28 protein-coding genes are annotated in these 23,612 nt (G+C 59.8%); 4 read left to right on the forward strand and 24 right to left on the reverse strand.

Features of this window, described 5'->3' with window-relative positions; translation table 11 throughout:
- The first annotated feature begins 1 nt into the window (after position 1).
- Both ACA079_RS23700 and ACA079_RS23705 read left to right on the forward strand, forming a co-directional pair.
- Entirely contained in the window at positions 2-469 is a 468-nt protein-coding gene (locus tag ACA079_RS23700; RefSeq protein ID WP_497701148.1) for a helix-turn-helix domain-containing protein, read from the forward strand.
- The gene (locus ACA079_RS23705) at positions 466-1,041 is read left to right on the forward strand and encodes a PIN domain-containing protein (protein WP_497701149.1); all 576 of its coding nucleotides are present in this window, start codon (positions 466-468) and stop codon (positions 1,039-1,041) included. Before ACA079_RS23700 ends, ACA079_RS23705 begins: the two co-directional genes overlap by 4 nt.
- Before the next feature lie 56 nt (positions 1,042-1,097).
- Here the strand turns inward: ACA079_RS23705 and ACA079_RS23710 are convergent, their stop codons facing one another.
- The 10 genes from ACA079_RS23710 to ccmA form a co-directional block, all read right to left on the reverse strand.
- Positions 1,098-1,502: a hypothetical protein gene (locus ACA079_RS23710; RefSeq protein ID WP_497701150.1), complete on the reverse strand. Its 405-nt coding sequence runs from the start codon at positions 1,500-1,502 to the stop codon at positions 1,098-1,100.
- Positions 1,503-1,516: 14 nt separating this feature from the next.
- Positions 1,517-2,719, reverse strand: a complete 1,203-nt coding sequence (gene ccmI, locus ACA079_RS23715; protein WP_497701151.1) for a c-type cytochrome biogenesis protein CcmI — start codon at positions 2,717-2,719, stop codon at positions 1,517-1,519.
- Positions 2,712-3,185 (reverse strand): cytochrome c-type biogenesis protein, encoded by a 474-nt coding sequence (locus tag ACA079_RS23720; protein ID WP_415770593.1) that lies wholly within the window; start codon positions 3,183-3,185, stop codon positions 2,712-2,714. The genes ccmI and ACA079_RS23720 overlap by 8 nt, the downstream gene beginning before the upstream one ends.
- Complete coding sequence (locus tag ACA079_RS23725) at positions 3,182-3,718, reverse strand: DsbE family thiol:disulfide interchange protein (RefSeq protein WP_033056022.1); 537 nt, start codon at positions 3,716-3,718, stop codon at positions 3,182-3,184. The genes ACA079_RS23720 and ACA079_RS23725 overlap by 4 nt, the downstream gene beginning before the upstream one ends.
- Positions 3,715-5,703, reverse strand: a complete 1,989-nt coding sequence (locus ACA079_RS23730; RefSeq protein ID WP_497701152.1) for a heme lyase CcmF/NrfE family subunit — start codon at positions 5,701-5,703, stop codon at positions 3,715-3,717. Before ACA079_RS23730 ends, ACA079_RS23725 begins: the two co-directional genes overlap by 4 nt.
- Before the next feature lie 3 nt (positions 5,704-5,706).
- Positions 5,707-6,162: a cytochrome c maturation protein CcmE gene (ccmE, locus tag ACA079_RS23735; protein WP_497701153.1), complete on the reverse strand. Its 456-nt coding sequence runs from the start codon at positions 6,160-6,162 to the stop codon at positions 5,707-5,709.
- Positions 6,159-6,335 carry a heme exporter protein CcmD gene (gene ccmD / locus ACA079_RS23740; protein WP_008145547.1) on the reverse strand — a complete coding sequence of 59 codons (177 nt, stop codon included), beginning with the start codon at positions 6,333-6,335 and terminating at the stop codon, positions 6,159-6,161. Before ccmD ends, ccmE begins: the two co-directional genes overlap by 4 nt.
- The gene (locus ACA079_RS23745; RefSeq protein ID WP_111451896.1) at positions 6,332-7,087 is read right to left on the reverse strand and encodes a heme ABC transporter permease; all 756 of its coding nucleotides are present in this window, start codon (positions 7,085-7,087) and stop codon (positions 6,332-6,334) included. The genes ccmD and ACA079_RS23745 overlap by 4 nt, the downstream gene beginning before the upstream one ends.
- A 97-nt stretch (positions 7,088-7,184) precedes the next feature.
- Positions 7,185-7,853: a heme exporter protein CcmB gene (ccmB, locus tag ACA079_RS23750; protein WP_008155797.1), complete on the reverse strand. Its 669-nt coding sequence runs from the start codon at positions 7,851-7,853 to the stop codon at positions 7,185-7,187.
- Positions 7,850-8,485 carry a cytochrome c biogenesis heme-transporting ATPase CcmA gene (ccmA, locus tag ACA079_RS23755; protein ID WP_007894233.1) on the reverse strand — a complete coding sequence of 212 codons (636 nt, stop codon included), beginning with the start codon at positions 8,483-8,485 and terminating at the stop codon, positions 7,850-7,852. Before ccmA ends, ccmB begins: the two co-directional genes overlap by 4 nt.
- Before the next feature lie 197 nt (positions 8,486-8,682).
- On the opposite strand from ccmA, the gene fliK reads away from it, so the two are divergent.
- Together fliK and ACA079_RS23765 are read left to right on the forward strand one after the other, a co-directional pair.
- Entirely contained in the window at positions 8,683-10,248 is a 1,566-nt protein-coding gene (gene fliK, locus ACA079_RS23760) for a flagellar hook-length control protein FliK (RefSeq protein ID WP_497701154.1), read from the forward strand.
- Positions 10,245-10,574, forward strand: a complete 330-nt coding sequence (locus ACA079_RS23765) for an EscU/YscU/HrcU family type III secretion system export apparatus switch protein (RefSeq protein WP_497701155.1) — start codon at positions 10,245-10,247, stop codon at positions 10,572-10,574. The genes fliK and ACA079_RS23765 overlap by 4 nt, the downstream gene beginning before the upstream one ends.
- A gap of 221 nt (positions 10,575-10,795) precedes the next feature.
- Here ACA079_RS23765 and ACA079_RS23770 read toward each other — a convergent pair whose 3' ends face one another.
- The 14 genes from ACA079_RS23770 to flhF all read right to left on the reverse strand — a co-directional run bounded on the left by ACA079_RS23770 (position 10,796) and on the right by flhF (position 23,601).
- A complete protein-coding gene (locus ACA079_RS23770; protein WP_497701156.1) occupies positions 10,796-11,212 on the reverse strand; it encodes an NUDIX hydrolase in 417 nt (138 codons plus the stop codon).
- A gap of 253 nt (positions 11,213-11,465) precedes the next feature.
- Positions 11,466-11,858, reverse strand: a complete 393-nt coding sequence (locus ACA079_RS23775; RefSeq protein ID WP_497701157.1) for a DUF2802 domain-containing protein — start codon at positions 11,856-11,858, stop codon at positions 11,466-11,468.
- Entirely contained in the window at positions 11,859-12,344 is a 486-nt protein-coding gene (locus tag ACA079_RS23780; protein WP_010456928.1) for a chemotaxis protein CheW, read from the reverse strand.
- 87 nt (positions 12,345-12,431) lie between these two features.
- Positions 12,432-13,316 carry a CheW domain-containing protein gene (locus tag ACA079_RS23785; RefSeq protein WP_497701158.1) on the reverse strand — a complete coding sequence of 295 codons (885 nt, stop codon included), beginning with the start codon at positions 13,314-13,316 and terminating at the stop codon, positions 12,432-12,434.
- 1 nt (position 13,317) lies between these two features.
- Positions 13,318-14,106: a ParA family protein gene (locus ACA079_RS23790; protein WP_046046365.1), complete on the reverse strand. Its 789-nt coding sequence runs from the start codon at positions 14,104-14,106 to the stop codon at positions 13,318-13,320.
- 43 nt (positions 14,107-14,149) lie between these two features.
- Positions 14,150-15,040, reverse strand: a complete 891-nt coding sequence (gene motD / locus ACA079_RS23795; RefSeq protein ID WP_497701159.1) for a flagellar motor protein MotD — start codon at positions 15,038-15,040, stop codon at positions 14,150-14,152.
- Positions 15,041-15,055: 15 nt separating this feature from the next.
- Positions 15,056-15,796: a flagellar motor protein gene (locus ACA079_RS23800; protein WP_497701160.1), complete on the reverse strand. Its 741-nt coding sequence runs from the start codon at positions 15,794-15,796 to the stop codon at positions 15,056-15,058.
- On the reverse strand, positions 15,796-16,926 hold the full coding sequence (locus ACA079_RS23805) for a protein-glutamate methylesterase/protein-glutamine glutaminase (protein WP_497701161.1): 1,131 nt from the start codon (positions 16,924-16,926) through the stop codon (positions 15,796-15,798). Before ACA079_RS23805 ends, ACA079_RS23800 begins: the two co-directional genes overlap by 1 nt.
- A 49-nt stretch (positions 16,927-16,975) precedes the next feature.
- Positions 16,976-19,216 (reverse strand): chemotaxis protein CheA, encoded by a 2,241-nt coding sequence (locus tag ACA079_RS23810; protein WP_497701162.1) that lies wholly within the window; start codon positions 19,214-19,216, stop codon positions 16,976-16,978.
- 14 nt (positions 19,217-19,230) lie between these two features.
- Positions 19,231-20,019, reverse strand: a complete 789-nt coding sequence (locus ACA079_RS23815; RefSeq protein WP_415770609.1) for a protein phosphatase CheZ — start codon at positions 20,017-20,019, stop codon at positions 19,231-19,233.
- A 30-nt stretch (positions 20,020-20,049) separates the two neighbouring features.
- Positions 20,050-20,421: a chemotaxis response regulator CheY gene (locus ACA079_RS23820; RefSeq protein WP_003183998.1), complete on the reverse strand. Its 372-nt coding sequence runs from the start codon at positions 20,419-20,421 to the stop codon at positions 20,050-20,052.
- A 167-nt stretch (positions 20,422-20,588) separates the two neighbouring features.
- Positions 20,589-21,329, reverse strand: coding sequence for an RNA polymerase sigma factor FliA (gene fliA / locus ACA079_RS23825; protein WP_007894214.1), 741 nt, complete (start codon positions 21,327-21,329; stop codon positions 20,589-20,591).
- Positions 21,326-22,156 carry a flagellar synthesis regulator FleN gene (gene fleN, locus ACA079_RS23830; RefSeq protein WP_008001746.1) on the reverse strand — a complete coding sequence of 277 codons (831 nt, stop codon included), beginning with the start codon at positions 22,154-22,156 and terminating at the stop codon, positions 21,326-21,328. The genes fliA and fleN overlap by 4 nt, the downstream gene beginning before the upstream one ends.
- Before the next feature lie 116 nt (positions 22,157-22,272).
- The gene (flhF, locus tag ACA079_RS23835; protein WP_008155822.1) at positions 22,273-23,601 is read right to left on the reverse strand and encodes a flagellar biosynthesis GTPase FlhF; all 1,329 of its coding nucleotides are present in this window, start codon (positions 23,599-23,601) and stop codon (positions 22,273-22,275) included.
- Positions 23,602-23,612: the final 11 nt, after the last annotated feature.

Here is a 23,612-nt window from a genome sequence, read left to right on the forward strand (position 1 = left end):
CATGTCGCCTGCCATCCACCCGCCGATCACCTTGCCTATGGAGCGCGAAGTACAAGCTGCCATCGAGGGGCAGCGCGCCTTGGCGGCCTATCTTGCGACTCAATTCGAGACACAGCACATCCAGATTTTCGATGAGCAGAATGAAGCTCACACTGTCGAACTGCCCACCTCAGCCCTCAGGTTGCTGGTCGACATTCTGGCTGAGCTAGCAGCGGGCAACGCCGTCAAAGTGGTCCCGGTTCACGCCGAATTAACCACACAGGAAGCCGCCGACCTGCTTAACGTCTCACGCCCGCACCTGATCAAACTGCTGGAATCCGGCGAATTGTCCTACCACAAAACCGGCAAGCACCGACGTGTGCGCTTTGCCGATTTGATGGACTATAAAAACCGGCGCGACACTGCCAGCGAGCAAGCAATGACGCTTCTCGCCGAGCAGGCACAAGCGTTAAGGACAGGATACGAGTGAGGCACTCCTCTTTTACCGCTGTATATGACGCATGTGTTCTATACCCCGCGCCCCTGAGAGATTTTCTGATGTGGCTCGCGCTTTCCGGACGTTTCAGAGCGAAATGGTCTTTTGAGATACACAACGAATGGAAACGCAATCTCCTAAAAAACCGTCCGGATCTAACCGCCGAGCAACTGGATCGCACGTCCGAGTTGATGGATCAGGCCTTACCCGATGCTTGTGTCACAGGATACGAAGACCTGATCGAAGGGCTGACGCTGCCAGATATCGATGATCGACATGTGTTGGCAGCCGCCATTCGCTGCAACGCCAGCGTCATCGTCACGTTCAATCAGAAAGACTTCCCCTGCACGGCATTGGGCCCTTTCGGTATCGAATCTCAGCATCCTGACGAGTTCGTCGACAACCTCTTCAACCTCGACCCTGCGGCAGTGGTCACGGCGGCGCAACGCCAACGCAAGCAACTGAAAATGCCACCGATGAATGTCAGTAGCTATCTTGATCTTCTATTGCGCCAAGGCCTGGTTCAGTCGAGCAAGGCATTAAGCGAATACCGCGCCATTCTCTAAACGACTTTCTCAGACGCCAAAAAGCAAAACGGCGATCCAAGGATCGCCGTTTCTGTTTACTGCCCGAATTGCCGTCCCAACCCGCCCGGAACGCCATGGATGTCTGTCTCTTCCCATGGCCCGTTCGGGCTGATCGACCGGCTCCAGCCGTTATCCCAGCGGTAGTACGTGCGCTGGCGGTAGAAGGTGTTGGTCTGATCATCGAGAACGTACACGCCGAGCTTGGCATCCCAATGGCTGTTGCCACCCGGCGGCGGTGCGAAGCTCGCGGAGGTGCGTGGCAGCGGTTTGGCGGGCTTGGCCGGGACGCTCGGTTTGCCAGGAGTCGGTGTCGGGGACGGCGTCGGGCGCGGCTGCGACGGCGGGATCGGTGGCAGCCGTTCAGGTTGCTGCGGTTGGACCACGCAAGCGCTTAACCCCAAAACCATACTGAGCAGGGTGATACGAGCGATGGCGGTCATAGTGGCGTTTCCTGTCATTTGTCCGGGCTGTCGATGGTCAGTGTTTGCTGCGCGGTGGTGCTGCTGGCCAGAGGCTGGCTGCGACCGATCCATTCGCCGGCAGTGGGTTTGCCGGCGCGGGAGATGCGTGCAACCAGTTGGACTTCAGGGAAGTTCGACAGTTTCAACTGCGGCATCATTGCGTCGGCATCGCCCAGCTCGACGGTCGCCGGCAAGTCGGCCACGGTCAGGCGCTTGGCGGCCAATGGCGCCGGAGGCCCTGCGGTGGCGCGGGCGAAGATGAATACGCTGTCGCCCGGCTGGACCTTGGCTTTCAGCTCTGGTGCCAGATCCACTCGCACCTTGAGCAGTGCCGCCACCTTGGCGGCGGGCGCCTGGGCCACCTTGCCGCCGCTGGCTTCGAGTTTCTCGGTGGCCCGAGTGATGCCGCCTTGCAGCGCGGCACGGGAACTGTCCTCCGGTGGCAGTTGCACCAGCAGGCGATTCCAGTAGTCGATGGCGTCCTGATAACGCTCGCTTTCAAAGGCAGCAATACCGAGCAAGCCAAGGCTGGTGACTTCTTTCGGATCGGCTTTCAGTGCTTCATCGGTCAGGGCCTGAACCTTGTCCGACCACTTCTTGCCGTCGGCGAAGTACTGGGCCTGAGCCCATTGACCCAACAGTTCCGGCTGACGACCGGCCAGGTTCACCGTGCGTTCGAAGATCTTCGCCGCATCGCCAGGGCGATCCTGAGCCATGTACGTGCGACCGAGGAAGTACAAACCTTCAGCCGAATCCGGTTGAGCCTCGACCGCACGCTCCAGGCGACGGGTCATCTCTTCCATCGACTGCGGCGCCTGGGAGAATTCGCGGGTGAGTTCGACCTTGTCGCTCGCCCCGAAATGCAGATACAAGCCAAGACCCAACACCGGCACCAGAATCGCCGCCAGCAACGGCCATGGTTTGCCCAGGCGGGACACGCGTGGCGCCTCGACGCCCTCGGTGTCGGCGAGCAACTCACGGGCGGCTTCGGCGCGACCGGTGTCCATTTGCGCGGCATCGAGAACGCCCTCTTCCTGCTGAGTCTGCAACTCAGCCACGCGCTCCTGATACAGCGCGACGTTCAGGGCCGTACGATCCTCTTCAAGCTGGGCGCGGCGGCCACGCAGAACGGGAATCAACAGAAAACTCAGGGCAACCAGAAGTAGCAGACCTGCAGCGAGCCAGAAATCAATCATTCTTGGTTTTATCCAACAGATGGTCGAGGCGCTCACGCTCCTCGGCAGAGAGCTCATCCTTGGTGTCAGCGCGTTGCACGCGACGACGGCGGACGATCACGGCGATGATCACAAAACCGCCCAGCAGCAGGCCGGCAGGGCCGAACCAGAGCACAGCAGTCTTGGCGTTCAGAGCAGGTTTGTAGCGGACGAAATCACCGTAGCGGTCGACCATGAAGTCGATGATCTGCTGATTGTCCTTGCCCTCGTTGAGCATGCGGAAAATCTCTTTGCGCAGGTCAGCAGCGATCGGTGCATTGGAATCGGCAATGTCCTGATTCTGGCACTTGGGGCAACGCAGCTCTTTGGTCAGCTCGCGAAAACGCTCGCGATCACCTTCTTTGGCGAACTCGTAGGTGTCGATGGCCGCGTGCGCCACGCCGGCCATGCTCAAACCCAATACCGCGGCGGCTATCCAGCGCTTCATGGCTTGGCCTCATCAACCAGCGCCTGATACTTGGCCGCCAGTTTTTCGCGCCAGACCTGTTCGTCGATCACGCCAACGAACTTGTCGCGGATGATGCCCTTGGCGTCGATGAAGAAGGTTTCCGGAGCGCCGTACACACCCAGGTTCAAACCCAAAGTGCCTTCATCGTCACGGATGTCCAGCTGGTATGGATTGTGGAATTCCACCAGCCACTTCAAGGCGTCAGCGTTGACGTCCTTGTAGTTGATGCCGTAGATCACCACACCCTTCTCGGCCAGTTTGTTCAGCACCGGGTGCTCGACCCGGCAGGAAATGCACCAGGTGCCCCAGACGTTGACCAGCGCTGGTTTACCCAGAATGTCCGCCTTGGTCAGGGTTTTATCGCCCTGCACGGCCGGCAGGGAAAACTCCGGGAACGGCTTGTTGATCATCGCCGAAGGCAGCTCGGCCGGGTCCAGATAGAGCCCGCGATAAAGGAAAACAGCCACCACCAGAAAAATCACCAGGGGCAACAGCATCAACCAACGTCTCATGCCGTGGCTCCCGTCATGCCCAGTGCTTCACGCACACGGCTTTTCACCTTAACCCGGTAACGGCGATCGAATGCCGCCAGCAACCCGCCCAAACCGGTGAGCAGCCCACCGAACCAGATCCAGCGCACGAACGGTTTGACGTGGACGCGAACGGCCCAGGCGCCATCGCCCAACGGTTCGCCGAGTGCGACGTAGAGGTCGCGGGTGAAACCGGCGTCGATCCCGGCTTCTGTCATCACCGAGTTCTGCACGGTGTAGAGGCGTTTTTCCGGGTGCAGCACGCTGACTTCCTTGCCGTTGCGGATCACCCGAACGGTGCCCTTGTCGGAGGTGAAGTTCGGGCCTTCGAAATGCTTGGCGCCTTCAAACACGAACTGGTAACCGCCCAGGTCCATGGATTCGCCCGGCGCCAGACGCAGGTCGCGCTCGGCACTGTTCTGGCTCGACAGCACGACGCCGAGGGCACACACGGCGATGCCGAGGTGAGCGACCTGCATGCCCCAATAGCTGCGGGTCAGGGTCGGCAGGCCTTTGATCAGGCCTTTGTGGCGAGTCTTGTCGAAGATGTCACGCACACCGGCCAGCAACACCCAGGCCGCGAGCATGAACGTCGCGATCACCGCCCAGTTGAAATCGCCGTAAGCGACACCGGCTACCACGGCCAGCGCGGCGCTACCGAGCAACACCGGAGTCAGCATGCTCAACAGCCATTTGACCGGGGTGTCTTTCCAGCGCACCAACATGCCGACCGCCATCACCATCATCAGCAAGGCCATCAACGGGATGAACAGTGCGTTGAAGTACGGCGGGCCGACCGACAGCTTGGCGCCGGTCATTGCATCGAGAATCAGCGGATACAAGGTGCCGAGCAGGATCATCGAAGCGGCGACAACCAGCACCAGGTTGTTACCCAGCAGCAGGGTTTCCCGGGACCAGAGGTTGAAGCCGACGTGGCTCTTCACCACGGGAGCGCGCAGGGCAAACAGCGTCAGCGAACCACCGACCACGAACAGCAGGAAGATCAGGATGAACACACCGCGCTCAGGATCGGACGCAAAGGCGTGAACCGACGTCAGCACGCCGGAACGTACAAGGAAGGTCCCCAGCAAGCTCAGCGAGAACGCGGCAATGGCCAGCAACACGGTCCAGCTCTTGAACACGCCACGTTTTTCCGTGACCGCCAAGGAGTGAATCAGCGCCGTACCCACCAGCCATGGCATGAAGGAGGCGTTTTCCACCGGGTCCCAGAACCACCAGCCGCCCCAGCCGAGTTCGTAGTACGCCCACCACGAACCGAGGGTGATGCCGATACCAAGGAAGGCCCAGGCGACGATGGTCCACGGTCGGGACCAGCGAGCCCACGCCGCATCAAGACGACCGCCCAGCAGTGCAGCGATGGCGAAAGCGAACGCCACGGAGAAACCGACATAGCCCATGTACAGCATCGGCGGATGAACGATCAGGCCGATGTCTTGCAGCAATGGGTTGAGGTCATGACCGTCCGCAGGAATCTGCGGCAGGATTCGTTTGAAAGGGTTCGAGGTGAGGATCAGGAACAGCAGGAAACCGGTGCTGATCATGCCCATCACCGCCAACACCCGGGCCAGCATCACTTGCGGCAACTGCCGGGAGAATACCGACACCGCGAAGGTCCAGCCGCCGAGGATCAGCGCCCATAGCAGCAACGACCCTTCGTGAGCGCCCCACACTGCGCTGAACTTGTAGTACCACGGCAAGGCGCTGTTGGAGTTGCTAGCGACGTAGTCGACGGAGAAATCGTCGGCCATGAAGGCGTAAGTCAGGCAACCGAAGGAGAACAGCAGAAACGCGAATTGCCCCCAGGCGGCCGGCTGAGCGAGGCTCATCCACAAGCGGTCACCGCGCCAGGCACCGAACAATGGCACCACGGCCTGAACCAGCGCGAAACACAGCGCCAGGATCATGGCCAGGTGGCCCAATTCAGGGATAAAGATTCCAGCAGTCATCAGTTAGCCCTCTTTGGCGGGAGTGGGTGCCGACATGCCACTGTCTTTCAGGGCCTTGGTCACTTCCGGCGGCATGTACTTCTCGTCGTGTTTGGCCAGCACTTCGTCGGCCACCACCACGCCGTCGGCGTTAAGCTTGCCCAGGGCAACGATGCCCTGCCCTTCGCGGAACAGGTCCGGAAGGATGCCGCGGTAGCTGATGGTCACGGATTTACTGAAGTCGGTGACGATGAATTTCACGTCCAGCGAATCGCCGGAACGTTGCAGCGAACCTTTCTCGACCATGCCGCCAGCGCGGATGCGCGTGTCTTGCGGGGCTTCGCCGTTGGCGATTTGGGTCGGGGTGTAAAACAGATTGATGTTCTGCTGCAGGGCGCTCAGGGCCAGGCCGACGGCAGCACCGACACCGACCAGGATCGCGAGAATGATGATAAGACGCTTTTTGCGCAGCGGATTCACTTGCCGTTCTCCCGGCGCAAACGACGCGCCTCTTGTTGCAGATACCGCTTGCGGGCCAGGATTGGCGCCGCCACGTTGAGGGCCAGCACCGCCAGGCAGATGCCATAGGCTGACCAGACATACAGGGCATGATGGCCCATGGCGAGGAAGTCGCCGAATGAAGCAAAACTCATCGAGCGGCCTCCAGACTGTTCTGCACTTCGGCCTTGACCCAACTGGCGCGGGCTTCGCGCTTGAGCACTTCAAGACGCATGCGCAGCAGCAACACCGCGCCGAAGAAACAGTAGAAACCCAGCACCGTCAGCAGCAGTGGCAGCCACATCTCGGCGGGCATCGCCGGTTTTTCAGTGAGGGTGAACGTCGCGCCCTGGTGCAGGGTGTTCCACCACTCCACCGAGTATTTGATGATCGGGATGTTGATCACGCCGACAATCGCCAATACCGCGCAGGCCTTGGCGGCACTGTCACGATTGCTGATCGCATTGCCCAGCGCAATAAGACCGAAGTACAGAAACAGCAGAATAAGCATGGACGTAAGTCGTGCATCCCAGACCCACCACGAGCCCCAGGTCGGTTTGCCCCAGATCGCGCCGGTGACCAGCGCCACGGCGGTCATCCAGGCGCCGATGGGTGCCGCGCATTGCAGGGCGACGTCGGCCAGCTTCATCTTCCACACCAGCCCGACGATGCCACAGACCGCCAGCATCACGTAGATGGACTGGGCCAGCATGGCGGCCGGAACGTGGATATAAATGATGCGAAAGCTGTTGCCTTGCTGGTAGTCCGGCGGCGCGAAGGCCAGGCCCCACACTACACCAACGCTGATCAGCAGCAACGCCGCGACACTCAGCCACGGCAGCAGTTTGCCACTGATGCCGTAAAACCATTTGGGCGAGCCGAGCTTATGAAACCAAGTCCAGTTCATTACTGTTTCCATCACGGTTGCTGCTCGCCATCACGAGCAACGAAGGGTCTGCCTTTCATTTAAAAGAAAGCGATCAAAAATTGATCAGACCTCATTATTATTCGCCGACGCTGATCTTCAGGCCAGCAGCTATTGCAAAAGGTGTCAGGGTTATCGCCAGGGCGGTCAGGCTACCAAGCCACAGGAGATAACCGGTCGCCGGCATGCCCTGCAATGCCGCCTGCAAGGCGCCACTGCCGAGAATCAACACCGGGATGTACAACGGCAGAATCAGCAGCGCCAGCAACAGGCCACCGCGCTTCAACCCCACCGTCAGGGCTGCGCCCACCGCACCGAGCAGGCTCAGCACCGGTGTACCCAGCAACAAAGAAAGCAGCAACACCGGCAGACAAGCGGTTGGCAAACCGAGCATCAATGCCAGTAATGGCGCGAGCAAAACCAGTGCCAGGCCAGAGAAGGACCAGTGTGCCAGTACCTTGGCCAAAACCAGAAGAGGCAGGGGGTGCGACGAAAGGACCCACTGTTCAAGCGATCCGTCTTCGAAATCACTGCGGAAAAGCCCGTCCAGCGAGAGCAAAACCGATAAAAGGGCCGCTACCCAGACCAGTCCCGGAGACAAGGTTTGCAACAATTGAGACTCGGGTCCGACCGCCAACGGGAACAGGGAAACGACGATCGCGAAGAATACGAGCGGATTGGCCAACTCCGCCGGACGGCGGAACAACAATCGGGCTTCACGGGCGACCAACAGGCCGAAAACACTCATACGGCCCAGTTCCCCAGATCAATGTCGCGATAGCCGGCCGGCATCCGGGTCAGCGTGTGGTGAGTGGTCAAGACCACCATGCCACCGCGCTCGCAGTGTGCAGCCAGGTGTTCTTCGAGTTGCGCCACGCCTTGTTTGTCGAGCGCGGTGAATGGCTCATCGAGGATCCATAGCGGCGGGCTTTCCAGGTACAACCGCGCCAACGCGACCCGGCGTTGCTGCCCGGCAGACAGCGTATGGCAAGGAACATCCTCGAAACCGCGCAGTCCGACAGCCGTCAGCGCCTGCCAGATCGCCTCATGGGAGGCCGGTTGATGCAGCGCGCAAAGCCAGCTCAGGTTTTCTTCCGGCGTCAGCAGGTCCTTGATCCCGGCGGCATGGCCGATCCACAGCAGGTTGCGCGCCAGCTCGAAGCGTTGCTCGTTCAGTGGCTGGCCATTGAGCAGCACCTGACCGGCAGTCGGCTGCATCAGACCGCAAAGCAAACGTAAAAGGCTGGTTTTGCCACTGCCGTTGGGGCCGCTGATTTGCAACATTTCGCCACTGGCCAGTCTCAATTCGAGATTTTCGAAGAGCAGCCGAAGGTCTCGCTCACAGGCGAGGGCAACGGTTTGCAGGACAGGACTGGTCAAGAGATCACGGGCCTTTTGGGTTCAAGTCGGCAGTGGAGCGGCCGTTAAAGATATGCAGGATAAATGCATTGGCGGCCCGTTCTAAGGAGCTGGATCAAGTATTTGAAATGTTTTCAGCGCCCCGGATACAACGGGGCGGCATTATACATGCCATGCCCTACTCTAAAGAGGGCAATTTCCTCAGGTTGTGACCGCGTATGACAGGCGAAATGAACATCCTCCCGCTACCGCAGACCACGCCCGCGACTTCGCGGCCGCTGGTGGTAAGTGGCGACCTGCTGAAGTTACTGACGCCGATGGAGGGCCTGATCACTGCGGGCCAGACCGCCAAGGCCGAAGTGCTGTCACTCAAGCAGGCGGATCAGACCTTTCAACTGTTGCTCAAGGTCACCCTCGACAGCGGCCGTCAGACCACGGTCCAGGCCACCAGCACCCAACCGCTGCCTCAGGGCACCAGCCTGGCGATCACTCAGCCGTCGGCGGGTAATCTGGCCGTCACCGTGCAACAGGCCATCGCCTCCAGCGTCGCCACTCTCACTCGTATCGACACGGCGCAACTGCCCGTCGGCACTCTGCTGCAAGGCAAAGTGCTGACCTCTCAGGTGTTGCCGCAGGTGCCGGGCCAGCCGACGGTGTTTCGCTCGATGGTGAGCTTGCTCAACACCGCGTTGAGCGGCAGCACCCTGAACATCGACAGCCCGACGCCGCTGCGCATCGGCACCTTGCTGAGCGCACTGGTGCAGGACACCCAGACGCTGAAGTTCGTGCCATTGAGCAGCCGCCAGGAGCAATTGGCGGTAACCCAACAATTGGTCAGTCAACAGAGCCGCCAGGGTTCGTTGGATGGCCTGCTCAAGCTCCTGCAAAACCTGCCGTCCTCGAATCAGACGTCCAGTGATCTGCGTGCCACCGTCGACAAGTTGCTCGCCGGCCTGCCCGATGTTCAACAACTCAGCACGCCAAAGGGGCTGGCCCATGCACTGGCCAATAGCGGGCTGTTCCTTGAAGCCAAACTGCTCAGCGGTCAGAACCCGACACTGGCCCCGGACATGAAAGGCGATCTGCTCAAGCTGATCGCACAACTGACCCCGGCCAACACCAATTTAAACGCGATCATTGCCGCCAACACACTGGCCCAGGCCATGCCGAACTTCGTGCGCAGCGCCCTCGGCATGCTCGGTCAGGTCAGCGCCAAACCGCAGCCAACCAGCTTCCCGCTGCCCGAGCGCCTGTTACAGAGCATGGACGGCGAAGGCGATCTCGAGCACTTGCTGCGTTTGGCAGCAGCGGCGGTTTCACGCCTGCAAAGCCATCAACTGTCGAGCCTGGAACAGACCGGCGTTACTGACGACGGACGGTTGATGAGCACCTGGCAACTGGAAATCCCGATGCGCAATCTGCAGGACATCGTCCCGTTGCAGGTCAAATTCCAGCGCGAAGAAGCGCCCGAGAAAGAACAGCAAAACGAACGCCGCGACGAGCGCGAACCCAAACAACAATTGTGGCGAGTGGACCTGGCATTCGATATGGAGCCTTTGGGCCCGCTGCAGATTCAGGCACAACTGATCAAAGGCAGCCTGTCCAGCCAGCTCTGGGCGGAACGCCCGTACACCGCGAGCCTGATCGAAAGTAACCTGGCCGAACTGCGCCAGCGGCTGCTGGCGTCCGGCCTGAATGTCGGCGATCTCGATTGCCACCTCGGCACACCGCCACAAGGCCCTCAAACCCGTCTCGAACAACGCTGGGTCGACGAAACCGCATGAGAAACCCCAACACCCCGCGCCAAGCCATCGCCCTCAAATACGACGGCAGCCACGCCCCTACCCTCACGGCCAAGGGCGACGAAGCACTGGCCGAAGCCATTCTGAAGATTGCCCGCGAATGCGAAGTGCCGATCTACGAAAACCCCGAGCTGGTGAAGCTGCTGGCGCGTATGGAATTGGGGGAGAGTATTCCGGAGGAGTTGTATCGCACGATTGCCGAGATTATTGCGTTTGCGTGGAATCTGAAGGGTAAGTTTCCGCAGGGGCAGGATCCGAATGCGCCTATGGTCGAGAAGGATATAACGGAGCGCGGGGACGATTATTGATTCGGCAATCTTTTTATCTTGATAGCCGACTTTATGCCGAACACCGTCCCTGTGGCGAGGGAGCTTGCTCCCGTTCGGCTGCGCAGCAGTCGTAAAACCTGCCTATACGATCTGCCTGATGCATCCGATTGCCTGATATCGGGACCGCTTCGCAGTCCAACGGGAGCAAGCTCCCTCGCCACAGGGAGCTCATCGCTCGTTCTATCTCTTAGCTGACGGCATCAAGCATGCTCATCAGCGGTAAAACATCTCCAGATACCTTGCTTGCCTGCAAAAGCGTCCAGTATGCGAACACGGGTATTGTTCCTCGTGGGATCCGGCAATTCGGTCAACGGAAAAAAAGCCACCGCTGCTATTTCCTCGTTAGCCTGCCACAGCTCATACCCAGTGATACGGCACACAAAGGAGATCACCAGATCAGCTTTGAACGGTGCGGAGTACAAACCGACCAGCCTCTCTACGCTGACGTGATATCCCGTCTCTTCCAAGACTTCCCGAACAACTGTCATCTCCGGCGACTCGCCGTCCTCCAGACGCCCGCCCGGTATCGTCCAGCCATAAGGGGCGTAGTTGCGCTGGACACACAACACCTCGTCACGCTCATTGAAAATTGTCGCGAACACGCCAATGGTAGTCATTGCTCTGCCCTCGAATTTGAAAGGGATGCGCGACGTAGTGAACGTCTGGCGCAGTCGATTCGAGGGTCAATGATCATCTTATTGGCGACGCATGAATATCAGGCGAGTCTTGCAGACACTTCACACAAATCCTGGAGAACAGGATCCGTGTGCGCAGAAAGCTAGCGCTTTAACGCAAAAAAATCGCGCCTTCGGCAGCTCCATACCGGATATCCAGTGAGAGCTTGCCGAACGCTGCGATCTTTTGATCTTCTCAGTTCTTGTGCACCTTACTCATCAACTCCGCCTCAGCCTGGGTCAAGCCGCAGGACTGAGTCAGTTCATCGACGCTCGCGCCCATACCGACCAGTTTTGCCGCTTGGGCAAACGACAGGCTCGACGGATCGCGCTGTTCCAGCTGAGCCAGTTTGTCCGGCAACGGGCCAACCACCGCGCGCAGTTCGTGCAGGTCTTCACCCATGCGCACGTTGCCGCTCTGGTAGTCTTCGACGCGCTTGGCCAAGTCCTTGATGCGCTGATCACGCAGCGCATCGCCCTGAGCCTGTTGCGCGGTGATCAGTCGTTGGCCTCGTATGTACGCCAGAAACATCGCCAGCGTGCCTGCCCAAAAGAGGAACAGGACAATGACCGCTACCTCAAGAATCAATCAGATGTTCTCCAGATCCGACCATTCTTCTTCGCTCATCATCTTGTCCAGCTCGACCAGGATCAGCAGTTCGTTGTTCTTGTTGCACACGCCTTGAATGAACTTGGCGGATTCTTCGTTACCGACGTTCGGCGCGGTCTCGATTTCCGACTGACGCAGGTAAACCACTTCGGCCACGCTGTCGACCATGATCCCGACCACTTGCTTGTCGGCTTCAATGATGACGATACGGGTGTTGTCGCTGATCTCGGCATTCATCAGGCCGAAACGCTGACGGGTGTCGATCACGGTGACCACGTTACCGCGCAGGTTGATGATGCCCAGCACGTAGCTCGGGGCACCCGGGACCGGGGCGATTTCGGTGTAACGCAGGACTTCCTGAACGCGCATCACGTTGATGCCGTAGGTTTCATTGTCCAGTTTGAAGGTCACCCATTGCAGGATCGGATCTTCAGAACCTTTTGCATTCGTCGCTTGACTACTCATACCCTGACCCCTCGAAAAACCGCCCTAGCGGTGTGTGTTCTGTTGGCGGCATTCAACAATGCCGTCGCATACTTGTTATGTCGGCAGCTATGTCGGTTTGTGTAGCGGCTTGCTGCCGCCCATGTGCTTTGCCCCGCCGCTGGCGATCAACTCGGCCAGGGCGGAAACGTCCAGCAGCGCACACATGTGCTCAATCACCGTGCCGGCGAGCCATGGCCGCTGACCTCGATGACTTCTCCATTTGATTTCGTTCGGGTCCAGGCGCAACGAGCGGCTGACCTGATGTACCGCCAGCCCCCATTCGTAGCCCTGAACCGAAATAACGTATTGCAGGCCCTGACGGAAATCGTCTCGGTAGCGGTCGGGCATGACCCAACGCGCGGTGTCCAATACTTTCAGGTTGCCGGCCTGGCTTGGCAGGATCCCGAGGAACCATTCCGGCTGACCGAACAGCGGTGTCAGCTCGTGGCCGGCCAGGGAATAAATCGAGCCCAGACACACCAGCGGCACAGCCAGGGTCAGCCCGGCGACATCGAACAACAGGCATTCGAATGGTTCGGCGGCCCAGGACGGGCGACCATCGGTTTCCACTGGCGGTGGCGTGTTGCTCGGTGGCAGGTGGACTTCGACCACCGGCGGCACCAAGGCTTGCAGTAACGGTGCGATGGTCGATACCGACGCGAGAACCGGCGCTGGTGCTTCGACCAGCGCCACTGGAGCTTTCGCTACGGGCGCTGCTACAGGTGCGGCAACCACGGCGGGTTTCTGCGCATCGCGAGCCTGCTCTTCAAGCACCGCTGCCTGGAACTCGTCCAGTGCAGCTTCAACTTCGACCGCTTCAACAACCTCAACGATTTCAACCAGCGCTTCGATTTCCGGCGGCAACTCTTCAGTCGCCTCCATCAGCAAGCTGTCCAGATAAGACTGGAGAGCCAGTTGCGGACGCGAGGTGATTTTTACCGGGCGGTTCATCTCACGCCACCTGCGGAACAAGTTGTGCTGCCAGCAAATGCTTGAGCAACGCGCGATAAGCCAGCACCCCACGGCTCTTGCCGTCGAACTGCGAAGGCGTCACGCCGGCACGGCTGGCGTCACGCAAGCGGGTATCGACCGGGATGTAGCCCTGCCAGATTTCTTCCGGGTACTTGTCGCGCAACACCCGCAGCGTTCCGAGGGAAGCCTGCGTGCGGCGGTCGAACAGGGTCGGCACGATGCTGAACGGCAGCGCCTGCTTACGCGAACGGTTGATCATCGCCAGGGTGTTGACCATGCGTTCCAGGCCTTTGACCGCGAGGTGTTCGGTCTGCACCGGAATCACCAATTGCTGGCTCGCCGCCAAGGCATTGACCATCAGCACGCCGAGCAACGGCGGGCTGTCGATGACGGCGTAATCGAAGTCCTGCCAAAGTTGCGCCAGGCTCTTGGCAATCACCAGGCCCAAGCCACTCTGCCCTGGCGACTGACGCTCAAGGGTCGCGAGTGCGGTGCTCGACGGCAACAGGGAAATACTCTCGTGGCTGGTGGGCAACAACAACTGACCGGGCAAGCCTTGCGGCACACTGCCCTTGTGCAGGAACAGGTCGTAGCTGCTGTGTTCCAGGCTGTCGGGGTCGTAACCGAAGTAGCTGGTCATGGAGCCGTGGGGGTCGAGATCGACCACAACCACGCGCTTGCCCGCCTCGGCCAGTAAACCGGCTAAAGCGATAGAGGAAGTGGTTTTACCAACACCACCCTTTTGATTGGCGACTGCCCAGACTCTCATTCGGATTGTTCCTCCCGGTCGAAATGGTCGACCGAGGAAAAGCTCAACGTATTAATGCGGGTGACGGAGAATTGACGGCACTCTCTCGTCCCGGCGACTTGACCGGGGTCGGTGCAGTTTGTGTGCCAGCACGCTTCAACGCGGCATCCGGTTTTGCATTGGCGGTTCCGGTACCGGTGAGGCTGCGGCGTACATCGAGATTTCGTGACACCACCAGCACGACGCGACGGTTACGCGCCCGGCCCTCGGCCGTCGCGTTGTTGGCCACAGGCTGGAACTCGCCGTACCCCACCGACGCCAGGCGACCGGGGTTCACACCCTGCATCGCCAGCATGCGCACGATGCTCGCCGACCGGGCCGAGGACAGCTCCCAGTTGGTCGGGTATTGCGCGGTGCGGATCGGTTGATCGTCAGTGAAACCTTCGACGTGAATCGGGTTGTCGAACGGCTTCAGAATCGCGGCAACCTTGTCGATGATGTTGAACGCGATGTCGCTGGGCATGGCGTCGCCACTGCCGAACAACAGGCTGGAATTGAGTTCGATCTCGACCCACAGCTCGTTGCCGCGAATGGTCATCTGGTTGGAGCTGATCAAGTCGCCGAACGCGGCGCTGATATCGTCGGCAATGCTTTTGAGCGGATCGCTGGAACCCGCGATACCGGCGTCGACCTGCTCGGCGTCTTTAACCAGCGGCTTGGCCGGGGTCACGGTCTTCGGTCGCTCGTCGCCGATCGGGATCGGCTTGAGGGCGCGGTCGGAGTCGGTAAAGACCCCGATCAACGCTTCGGAAATAACCTTGTACTTGCCTTCGTTGATCGAAGAAATCGAATACATCACGACGAAGAAAGCGAACAGCAACGTAATGAAGTCGGCGTACGAAACCAGCCAACGTTCATGGTTTACATGTTCTTCAGGTTGGCGACGACGTGCCATGGTCCATGTCTCCCATCAATCCATGAAGCCCTGAAGCTTCAACTCAATAGAGCGAGGGTTTTCACCTTCGGCGATCGACAGAATGCCTTCCAACAACATTTCGCGATAACGCGACTGCCGCAAAGCGACGGACTTGAGTTTGGCGGCAATCGGCAGCAGCACCAGGTTGGCACTGGCCACGCCGTAGATGGTCGCGACAAAGGCCACGGCAATGCCGCTACCCAGTTGCGATGGATCGGCCAGGTTGCCCATCACGTGGATCAGGCCCATCACCGCACCGATGATGCCGATGGTCGGCGCGTAGCCGCCCATGCTTTCGAAGACTTTGGCGGCTTCGATGTCGCGGCTTTCCTGGGTGTAGAAATCCACTTCCAGGATGCTGCGAATCGCTTCCGGCTCGGCGCCGTCCACCAGCAATTGCAGGCCTTTGCGCGAGTAGTTGTCAGGTTCGGCGTCGGCCACCCCTTCCAGACCGAGCAAGCCTTCCTTGCGTGCGGTCAGGCTCCAGTTGACGACGCGATCAACGCCGCCGGCGAGGTCGATGCGTGGAGGGAACAGGATCCAGGCCAGAATCTGCATGGCGCGCTTGAAGGCGCTCATCGGTGACTGCAGCAGCGCCGCACCGACGGTTCCGCCGATAACGATCAACGCCGCCGGGCCGTTGGCCAGGGCGCCGAGGTGGCCGCCTTCAAGGTAGTTGCCGCCAATGATGGCGACAAACGCCAGGATGATCCCGATAAGGCTTAAAACATCCATCAGATACAAGCCTCGACCAGATGCTTGCCGATATCGTCCAGGCCGTACACCGCATCGGCGAGTTCGGCTTTGACGATGGCCATCGGCATGCCGTAGATCACGCAGCTGGCTTCATCCTGAGCCCAGATCGAGCTGCCGCCCTGCTTGAGCAGACGCGCGCCTTCACGACCATCGGCGCCCATGCCGGTCAATACGACCGCCAGAACTTTGTCACCGTAGGACTTGGCTGCGGAACCGAAGGTGATGTCCACGCACGGCTTGTAGTTCAGACGTTCGTCGCCCGGGAGGATCTTCACCGCTCCACGGCCGTCGATCATCATTTGCTTGCCACCCGGCGCCAGCAACGCCAGGCCCGGACGCAGGATGTCACCATCCTCGGCTTCCTTGACGCTGATGCGGCAGAGCTTGTCCAGACGTTCGGCGAAGGCCTTGGTAAAGGCAGCCGGCATGTGCTGAATCAATACGATCGGTGCGGGGAAGTTGGCCGGCAATTGGGTCAGAACCCGCTGCAGGGCAACCGGGCCGCCAGTGGACGTACCGATGGCGACCAGTTTGTAGGCCTTGCGTTTCGGCGTTGGCGACGACGAGGCTGGCGCGTGGGTACGTGCCGGAATCGGAGCCGGTGCCGGACGCACAGGCGCGCTGCTGCCGTAGCTGCTGACGCTCGAAGGTGCAGGCGTCGGGGCGGGAGCGGCGACAGGTGCCGGAGCGCTGTAGGTGTTGGCGCGACGATTACTGCGCGAGATGCTGAGAATCTTCTCGCACAGCAGTTGCTTGACCTTCTCCGGGTTACGGGAGATGTCTTCGAAATTCTTCGGCAGGAAATCCACCGCACCGGCATCCAGCGCATCGAGGGTGACCCGGGCGCCTTCATGGGTCAGCGAGGAGAACATCAACACCGGGGTCGGGCAGCGCTGCATGATGTGCCGCACCGCCGTGATGCCATCCATCATCGGCATCTCGTAGTCCATGGTGATCACATCTGGCTTGAGGGCCAGCGCCTGATCAATCGCCTCTTTTCCGTTGGTCGCCGTGCCGACGACCTGGATATTCGGATCCGCTGAAAGTATTTCCGAGACGCGGCGGCGGAAAAAACCCGAATCGTCCACCACCAGGACTTTAACTGCCATAAACACTCCGTTAGACGGAGCGAGGCTCAGTCGCCCCGCTCCACCAGAATCAAATACGCCGTGCGGCGTAACGCTTGAGCATGCTCGGAACATCGAGAATCAGCGCAATGCGGCCGTCACCGGTGATGGTGGCGCCGGACATGCCCGGGGTTCCCTGGAGCATTTTGCCCAATGGCTTGATGACCACTTCTTCCTGGCCCACCAGTTGATCGACGACGAAGCCGATCCGCTGAGTGCCCACCGAAAGGATCACCACGTGGCCTTCGCGCTGCTCTTCATGAGCGGCAGAGCTGACCAGCCAGCGTTTGAGGTAGAACAATGGCAGCGCCTTGTCCCGCACGATCACCACTTCCTGGCCGTCCACCACGTTGGTGCGCGACAGGTCGAGGTGGAAGATCTCGTTGACGTTCACCAGCGGGAACGCAAACGCCTGGTTGCCCAGCATGACCATCAGCGTCGGCATGATCGCCAGGGTCAACGGGACCTTGATGACGATCTTCGAGCCCTTGCCCTTGGTCGAATAGATATTGATGGTGCCGTTGAGCTGGGCGATTTTGGTTTTCACCACGTCCATGCCCACGCCGCGTCCGGAGACATCGGAAATTTCGGTCTTGGTCGAGAAACCCGGCGCGAAGATCAGGTTGAAGCAATCGGATTCGCTGAGGCGATCCGCTGCATCCTTGTCCATCAAGCCTTTCTTCACGGCAATGCCGCGCAGAACATCGGCGTCCATGCCCTTGCCGTCATCGGAGATCGACAGCAGGATGTGGTCGCCTTCCTGTTCAGCGGACAGGATCACCTTGCCGCTGCGAGGCTTGCCCATCGCTTCACGCTCGGCCGGCTCTTCAATACCGTGGTCGACCGAGTTGCGCACCAAGTGGACCAGCGGGTCGGCCAGGGCCTCGACGAGGTTCTTGTCGAGGTCGGTTTCTTCGCCGACCAGTTCCAGGTTGATCTCTTTCTTGAGCTGGCGAGCCAGGTCGCGAACCAGACGCGGGAAGCGCCCGAAGACCTTCTTGATCGGTTGCATCCGGGTCTTCATGACCGCGGTTTGCAGGTCGGCCGTGACCACGTCGAGGTTCGACACGGCCTTGGACATGGCTTCGTCGCCGCTGTTGAGGCCCAGACGGACCAAGCGGTTACGCACCAGTACCAACTCGCCGACCATGTTCATGATTTCGTCGAGACGCGCGGTATCGACCCGCACGGTGGTCTCGGCTTCGCTGGCCTGTTTTTCCGGTGGCGGCGCGGCCGGGGCACGAGCCGGAGCCGGGGCAGCAGCGGCAGGCTTCGGCGCTTCGGCTTTAGGCTCGGGCGCTTTGGCAACGGGTTTCGCAGCCGGTGCTGGCGCCTTGGCGACAGGAGCAGAAACCACTGCGCCAGTGCCAACCTCAGTAAACTTGCCTTTGCCGTGCAATTCGTCGAGCAGCGATTCGAACTCGTGATCGGAGATCAGATCGCCGCCGGCCGCTTTAGCGGTGGGCGCAGCCGGGGCCGGGACCGCAGCAATGGCCGATTCCAGCGCATCAACGGCAAAGTTGCCCTTGCCGTGCAGCTGATCGAGCAGTGCTTCGAACTCGTCATCAGTGATATCGGAGCTGTCGCCTGCCGCTTTCGGGGCAGCCGGTGCGGCTGGCGCCGGGGCTACCGCATCGACGGCGAACTGGCCTTTACCGTGCAGTTGATCGAGCAGCGACTCGAACTCGGCATCGGTTATTTCGTCGCTGGCTGCCGCATTGCTGCTCGGCGCTGGCACGGCTGCCGGGGCTTCTGCCTGAGCCTTGACGGCGTTCAGTGAGTCCAGCAGTTGTTCGAATTCGTTATCGGTGATGTCACCCGATTCGCTCTCGGCGGCAGGTTCTTCCACCACTTCGGCAACCGGTGCCGTTTCATCGGCGGTTTGCGGCTCGGCCAGACGGGCCAGTGCCGCAAGCAATTCTGGCGTGGCAGCCGTGATCGGGCTGCGCTCGCGGACTTCGGTAAACATGCCGTTCACCGCATCCAGCGCTTCGAGAACCACGTCCATCAGTTCCGAGTCGACGCGACGTTCACCCTTGCGCAGGATGTCGAACACGTTCTCGGCGATGTGACAGCACTCCACCAGCTCGTTGAGCTGGAGGAAGCCGGCGCCTCCTTTTACAGTGTGAAAACCGCGAAAAATTGCATTGAGCAAATCCGCATCATCAGGTCGGCTTTCAAGCTCGACCAGCTGTTCGGACAGTTGCTCTAGAATCTCGCCGGCCTCAACCAGGAAATCCTGAAGGATCTCTTCATCGGCGCCGAAGCTCATGTGTAGGGGTGCTCCTAGAATCCAAGGCTGGAAAGCAAATCGTCTACATCGTCCTGACCGGACACAACGTCTTCTCTTTTATCGGCATGAATCTGCGGACCTTCACCCTGAGAGAGATGTTTTTGCGGATCTTTTTCTGCCAGCATCGCTTCACGGTCATGTTCGATGCCCGCAAAGCGGTCCACCTGACTGGCCATAAGCACGAGCTTGAGCAGGTTGCTTTCAACTTCGGTGACCAATTGGGTCACACGCTTGATCACCTGACCGGTGAGGTCCTGGTAATCCTGAGCGAGCAGAATGTCGTTGAGGTTGCTCGACACAACGCGATTGTCTTCGCTGCTGCGTGTCAGGAAACCGTCGACGCGCCGAGCCAGCTCGCGGAACTCTTCAGCCCCGACTTCGCGACGCATGAACCGTCCCCAATCGGTGCTCAAGGCCTGGGCTTCGTTGCTCAGGCCGTTGACCAGCGGCGTGGCGTTTTCCACCAGGTCCATGGTGCGGTTGGCAGCAGCCTCGGTCAGCTTGACCACATAACCCAGACGCTCGGTGGCATCCGTGATCTGTGACACTTCCTCGGCTTGCGGCATGTTCGGGTCAATCTGGAAATTGACGATCGCGCTATGCAGCTCGCGAGTGAGCTTGCCCACTTCCTGATACAGGCCGCGGTCACGGGTCTGATTGAGCTCATGGATCAGTTGCACAGCGTCGCCGAACCTGCCTTTTTCAAGGCTTTCGACCAGTTCGACAGCGTGTTTTTTCAGGGTCAACTCGAAATCGCCCTGTGAAGATTCGTAATGCTCCATAGCTCCCCCGTGGCGCAGTGGCTTCGCACATCAACCGATGCGTTCGAAAATCTTTTCGATTTTTTCTTTCAACGCCTGGGCCGTAAAGGGTTTGACCACATAGCCGTTAACACCGGCCTGGGCTGCCTCGATGATCTGCTCGCGCTTGGCTTCAGCGGTCACCATCAGCACCGGCAGGTGCTTGAGCTTTTCATCGGCGCGCACGTGGCGCAGCAGATCGATACCGGTCATGCCAGGCATGTTCCAGTCTGTTACCAGAAAGTCGATGCTGCCGCTGTTGAGAACCGGAATGGCAGTAGTGCCATCATCGGCCTCGACCGTGTTGGTGAACCCAAGGTCACGCAACAGGTTTTTTATGATCCGCCGCATCGTTGAGAAGTCATCAACAATGAGGATTTTCATGTTCTTGTTCAATTCGACCTCCAAGCAGTCTTAAACGCGCCCAGCACCTGGACACGCCATTTCAATCAATCCGGCAAAGCACTCAATGACTGTCTGGAGCACAACAGATCGGGGCCGGTTTGGTTCAACACCCCACCCGCCGCGTTCGCAGTGTCCCCACACTGCCTTCAGCGCGCTCGCCACTCCCCCAAACGCCCCCGCAAACGGGCCGCGCACTGGCTGTGTAACTGGCTGACCCGAGATTCGCTGACCCCCAGGACCTCACCGATTTCCTTGAGATTCAACTCTTCGTCGTAGTACAGCGCCAACACCAGTCGCTCACGCTCCGGCAAATTGGCAATCGCGTCCGCCAGCGCTGCCTGGAAGCGTTCATCTTCCAGATCGCGTGACGGCTCGAGATGAGCACTCGCGCCATCCTCGTGCAGCCCTTCGTGTTCGCCGTCCTGCAACAGATCGTCGAAACTGAATAACCGGCTGCCCAGGGTGTCGTTCAAAATCCCGTAATAATCGTCGAGACTCAATTGGAGTTCGGCCGCAACCTCGTGATCTTTAGCGTCACGACCGGTTTTAGCTTCAATCGAGCGAATTGCGTCGCTGACCATCCGGGTATTGCGGTGGACCGAACGCGGCGCCCAGTCCCCCTTGCGTACTTCATCGAGCATCGCGCCACGGATTCGAATGCCCGCGTACGTCTCGAAACTCGCGCCTTTGCTGGCGTCGTATTTGGTCGACACTTCAAGCAGGCCGATCATCCCGGCCTGGATCAGATCTTCAACCTGGACACTGGCTGGCAGACGCGCCAGCAAGTGGTAGGCAATGCGTTTAACCAGTGGCGCGTAACGCTCGATCAGCTCGTACTGCGCGTCACGTGCCGACTTCTTGTAGAGGTTGTAGCCACTGGCTGTCATAGCACAGGTCCTGCGGTTTGTTGCACGAGGCGCTCGACGAAAAACTCCAGGTGCCCGCGCGGGTTCGCAGGCAGCGGCCAGGTATCGACCTTCTGTGCAATGGCCTTGAATGCCAGTGAGCACTTGGACCGCGGGAAGGCTTCGTAAACGGCGCGCTGCTTCTGCACAGCCTTGCGCACGCTTTCGTCGTAAGGAACCGCGCCGACGTATTGTAAGGCGACGTCCAGGAAGCGATCCGTGACCTTGGTCAACTTGGCGAACAGGTTGCGACCTTCTTGCGGGCTCTGGGCCATGTTGGCCAGGACGCGGAAGCGGTTCATGCCGTAATCGCGGTTCAGCAGTTTGATCAGTGCGTAGGCGTCTGTGATCGAGGTCGGTTCGTCGCAGACCACCAGCAAGACTTCCTGCGCTGCGCGAACGAAACTGACTACCGAGTCACCAATGCCTGCAGCGGTGTCGATCACCAGCACGTCGAGGTTGTCGCCGATATCGCTGAACGCCTGGATCAGGCCGGCGTGTTGAGCCGGGCTCAAATGAACCATGCTCTGCGTGCCGGACGCGGCCGGGACGATGCGAATGCCGCCAGGACCTTGCAACAGTACGTCGCGCAGCTCGCAGCGGCCTTCGATCACGTCGGCCAAAGTACGTTTGGGTGTCAGTCCCAGCAGGACGTCGACGTTCGCCAGCCCCAGATCGGCGTCCAACAGCATGACGCGTCGACCGAGCTCTGCTAGAGCCAGGGACAAGTTCACTGACACGTTAGTTTTCCCGACGCCACCTTTGCCGCCGGTCACCGCGATCACCTGTACGGGATGCATGCTGCCCATGAATTTTCTTTACCTTGTCTTACTTAGACGGAGGCCACATTACTGGCTGCGCGTTCACTAACTGAACAATGCATGGCAGACCATCGATGTAGGTACAAAAACTGTTCATTAATACCTCAGCCGACCTGCTTGGTCGGGCTGTGGTAAATATCAGCGAACATGTCAGCCATGGCTTCTTCGCTGGGTTCTTCTTGCATTTGCACGCTGACGGCGCGACTGACCAACTGATGACGACGCGGTAGATGCAAATCATCCGGAATCCGCGGGCCATCGGTGAGGTAAGCCACCGGCAATTCATGACTGATGGCCAGGCTCAACACCTCGCCCAGACTTGCCGTTTCATCCAGTTTAGTCAGGATGCAGCCAGCGAGCCCACAACGCTTGTAACTGTGATAAGCGGCCGTTAGAACCTGTTTCTGGCTGGTGGTTGCCAAAACCAGATAATTTTTCGATTTGATGCCACGACCGGCCAGGCTTTCGAGCTGCATGCGCAGTGCCGGATCGCTGGCCTGAAGGCCTGCGGTATCGATCAGCACCACGCGTTTGCGCAGCAAAGGCTCCAGCGCCTGCACCAGCGACTGGCCCGGATCGACATGCGTCACCGACACATTGAGGATCCGGCCCAACGTCTTGAGTTGTTCCTGAGCACCAATACGGTAGCTGTCCATGCTGACCAGCGCGATATTCTGCGCGCCGTACTTGAGCACGTAACGGGCCGCGAGTTTGGCCAGGGTGGTGGTCTTGCCCATGCCGGCAGGGCCGACCATGGCAATCACGCCGCCCTCTTCCAGAGGCTCGACTTCCGGTGTGGCGATCATCCGCGCCAGGTGCGCCAGCAACATGCGCCAGGCCTGACGAGGTTCTTCAATATCGGTAATCAGCGCCAGCAAATCGCGCGACAACGGGCCGGACAGACCGATGCGTTGCAGGCGACGCCAAAGATTGGCCTGGGCCGGACGGCTGCCTTGCAGCTGATTCCAGGCCAGGGAGCCGAGTTGCACTTCCATCAGTTCGCGCAGGCTGTTGAGCTCGAAACGCATCGAGTCGAACGCCCGTGGGTCGACGCCACCGGAGGCAGGTGCCGCAGCCGGCGCAGGACGACGGGGTTCGGTGTAGGTCGGCTCGATCAGCGGCTCGGCGGCGGTCAGTGGCAGGCCGGCGAACAATTGGCGATTGGTGGACTTATCGCTCTCGCCATCGCTGCGCAGGCTCAGTTCGGCCTGGGCGGTGACGATCCGCGATTGGGTCTTGCGCAGCTCGTCTTCGAGTTCCATGTTCGGAACGCGCGGAGCCAGCGCCGACAACTTGTAATCCAGGGCAGCTGTCAGCTCGACACCACCGGCGATCCGGCGGTTGCCAATGATGGCGGCATCAGCGCCCAGCTCATCACGAACCAGCTTCATGGCCTGACGCATATCGGCGGCGAAAAAACGCTTAACTTGCATAAACCACTACC

Source organism: Pseudomonas sp. LBUM1645, assembly GCF_059716185.1.

Excerpts from the sequence above, each read along its gene's own strand:
- ACA079_RS23700 (WP_497701148.1), top strand. The coding sequence starts at position 2 with ATGTCGCCTGCCATCCACCCGCCGATCACCTTGCCTATGGAGCGCGAA.
- ACA079_RS23710 (WP_497701150.1), bottom strand. The coding sequence starts at position 1,502 with ATGACCGCCATCGCTCGTATCACCCTGCTCAGTATGGTTTTGGGGTTA.
- ccmI (WP_497701151.1), bottom strand. The coding sequence starts at position 2,719 with ATGATTGATTTCTGGCTCGCTGCAGGTCTGCTACTTCTGGTTGCCCTG.
- ACA079_RS23720 (WP_415770593.1), bottom strand. The coding sequence starts at position 3,185 with ATGAAGCGCTGGATAGCCGCCGCGGTATTGGGTTTGAGCATGGCCGGC.
- ACA079_RS23725 (WP_033056022.1), bottom strand. The coding sequence starts at position 3,718 with ATGAGACGTTGGTTGATGCTGTTGCCCCTGGTGATTTTTCTGGTGGTG.
- ACA079_RS23730 (WP_497701152.1), bottom strand. The coding sequence starts at position 5,703 with ATGACTGCTGGAATCTTTATCCCTGAATTGGGCCACCTGGCCATGATC.
- ccmD (WP_008145547.1), bottom strand. The coding sequence starts at position 6,335 with ATGAGTTTTGCTTCATTCGGCGACTTCCTCGCCATGGGCCATCATGCC.
- ACA079_RS23745 (WP_111451896.1), bottom strand. The coding sequence starts at position 7,087 with ATGAACTGGACTTGGTTTCATAAGCTCGGCTCGCCCAAATGGTTTTAC.
- ccmB (WP_008155797.1), bottom strand. The coding sequence starts at position 7,853 with ATGAGTGTTTTCGGCCTGTTGGTCGCCCGTGAAGCCCGATTGTTGTTC.
- fliK (WP_497701154.1), top strand. The coding sequence starts at position 8,683 with ATGACAGGCGAAATGAACATCCTCCCGCTACCGCAGACCACGCCCGCG.
- ACA079_RS23765 (WP_497701155.1), top strand. The coding sequence starts at position 10,245 with ATGAGAAACCCCAACACCCCGCGCCAAGCCATCGCCCTCAAATACGAC.
- ACA079_RS23770 (WP_497701156.1), bottom strand. The coding sequence starts at position 11,212 with ATGACTACCATTGGCGTGTTCGCGACAATTTTCAATGAGCGTGACGAG.
- ACA079_RS23780 (WP_010456928.1), bottom strand. The coding sequence starts at position 12,344 with ATGAGTAGTCAAGCGACGAATGCAAAAGGTTCTGAAGATCCGATCCTG.
- ACA079_RS23785 (WP_497701158.1), bottom strand. The coding sequence starts at position 13,316 with ATGAACCGCCCGGTAAAAATCACCTCGCGTCCGCAACTGGCTCTCCAG.
- ACA079_RS23790 (WP_046046365.1), bottom strand. The coding sequence starts at position 14,106 with ATGAGAGTCTGGGCAGTCGCCAATCAAAAGGGTGGTGTTGGTAAAACC.
- motD (WP_497701159.1), bottom strand. The coding sequence starts at position 15,040 with ATGGCACGTCGTCGCCAACCTGAAGAACATGTAAACCATGAACGTTGG.
- ACA079_RS23800 (WP_497701160.1), bottom strand. The coding sequence starts at position 15,796 with ATGGATGTTTTAAGCCTTATCGGGATCATCCTGGCGTTTGTCGCCATC.
- ACA079_RS23805 (WP_497701161.1), bottom strand. The coding sequence starts at position 16,926 with ATGGCAGTTAAAGTCCTGGTGGTGGACGATTCGGGTTTTTTCCGCCGC.
- ACA079_RS23810 (WP_497701162.1), bottom strand. The coding sequence starts at position 19,216 with ATGAGCTTCGGCGCCGATGAAGAGATCCTTCAGGATTTCCTGGTTGAG.
- ACA079_RS23815 (WP_415770609.1), bottom strand. The coding sequence starts at position 20,019 with ATGGAGCATTACGAATCTTCACAGGGCGATTTCGAGTTGACCCTGAAA.
- ACA079_RS23820 (WP_003183998.1), bottom strand. The coding sequence starts at position 20,421 with ATGAAAATCCTCATTGTTGATGACTTCTCAACGATGCGGCGGATCATA.
- fliA (WP_007894214.1), bottom strand. The coding sequence starts at position 21,329 with ATGACAGCCAGTGGCTACAACCTCTACAAGAAGTCGGCACGTGACGCG.
- fleN (WP_008001746.1), bottom strand. The coding sequence starts at position 22,156 with ATGGGCAGCATGCATCCCGTACAGGTGATCGCGGTGACCGGCGGCAAA.
- flhF (WP_008155822.1), bottom strand. The coding sequence starts at position 23,601 with ATGCAAGTTAAGCGTTTTTTCGCCGCCGATATGCGTCAGGCCATGAAG.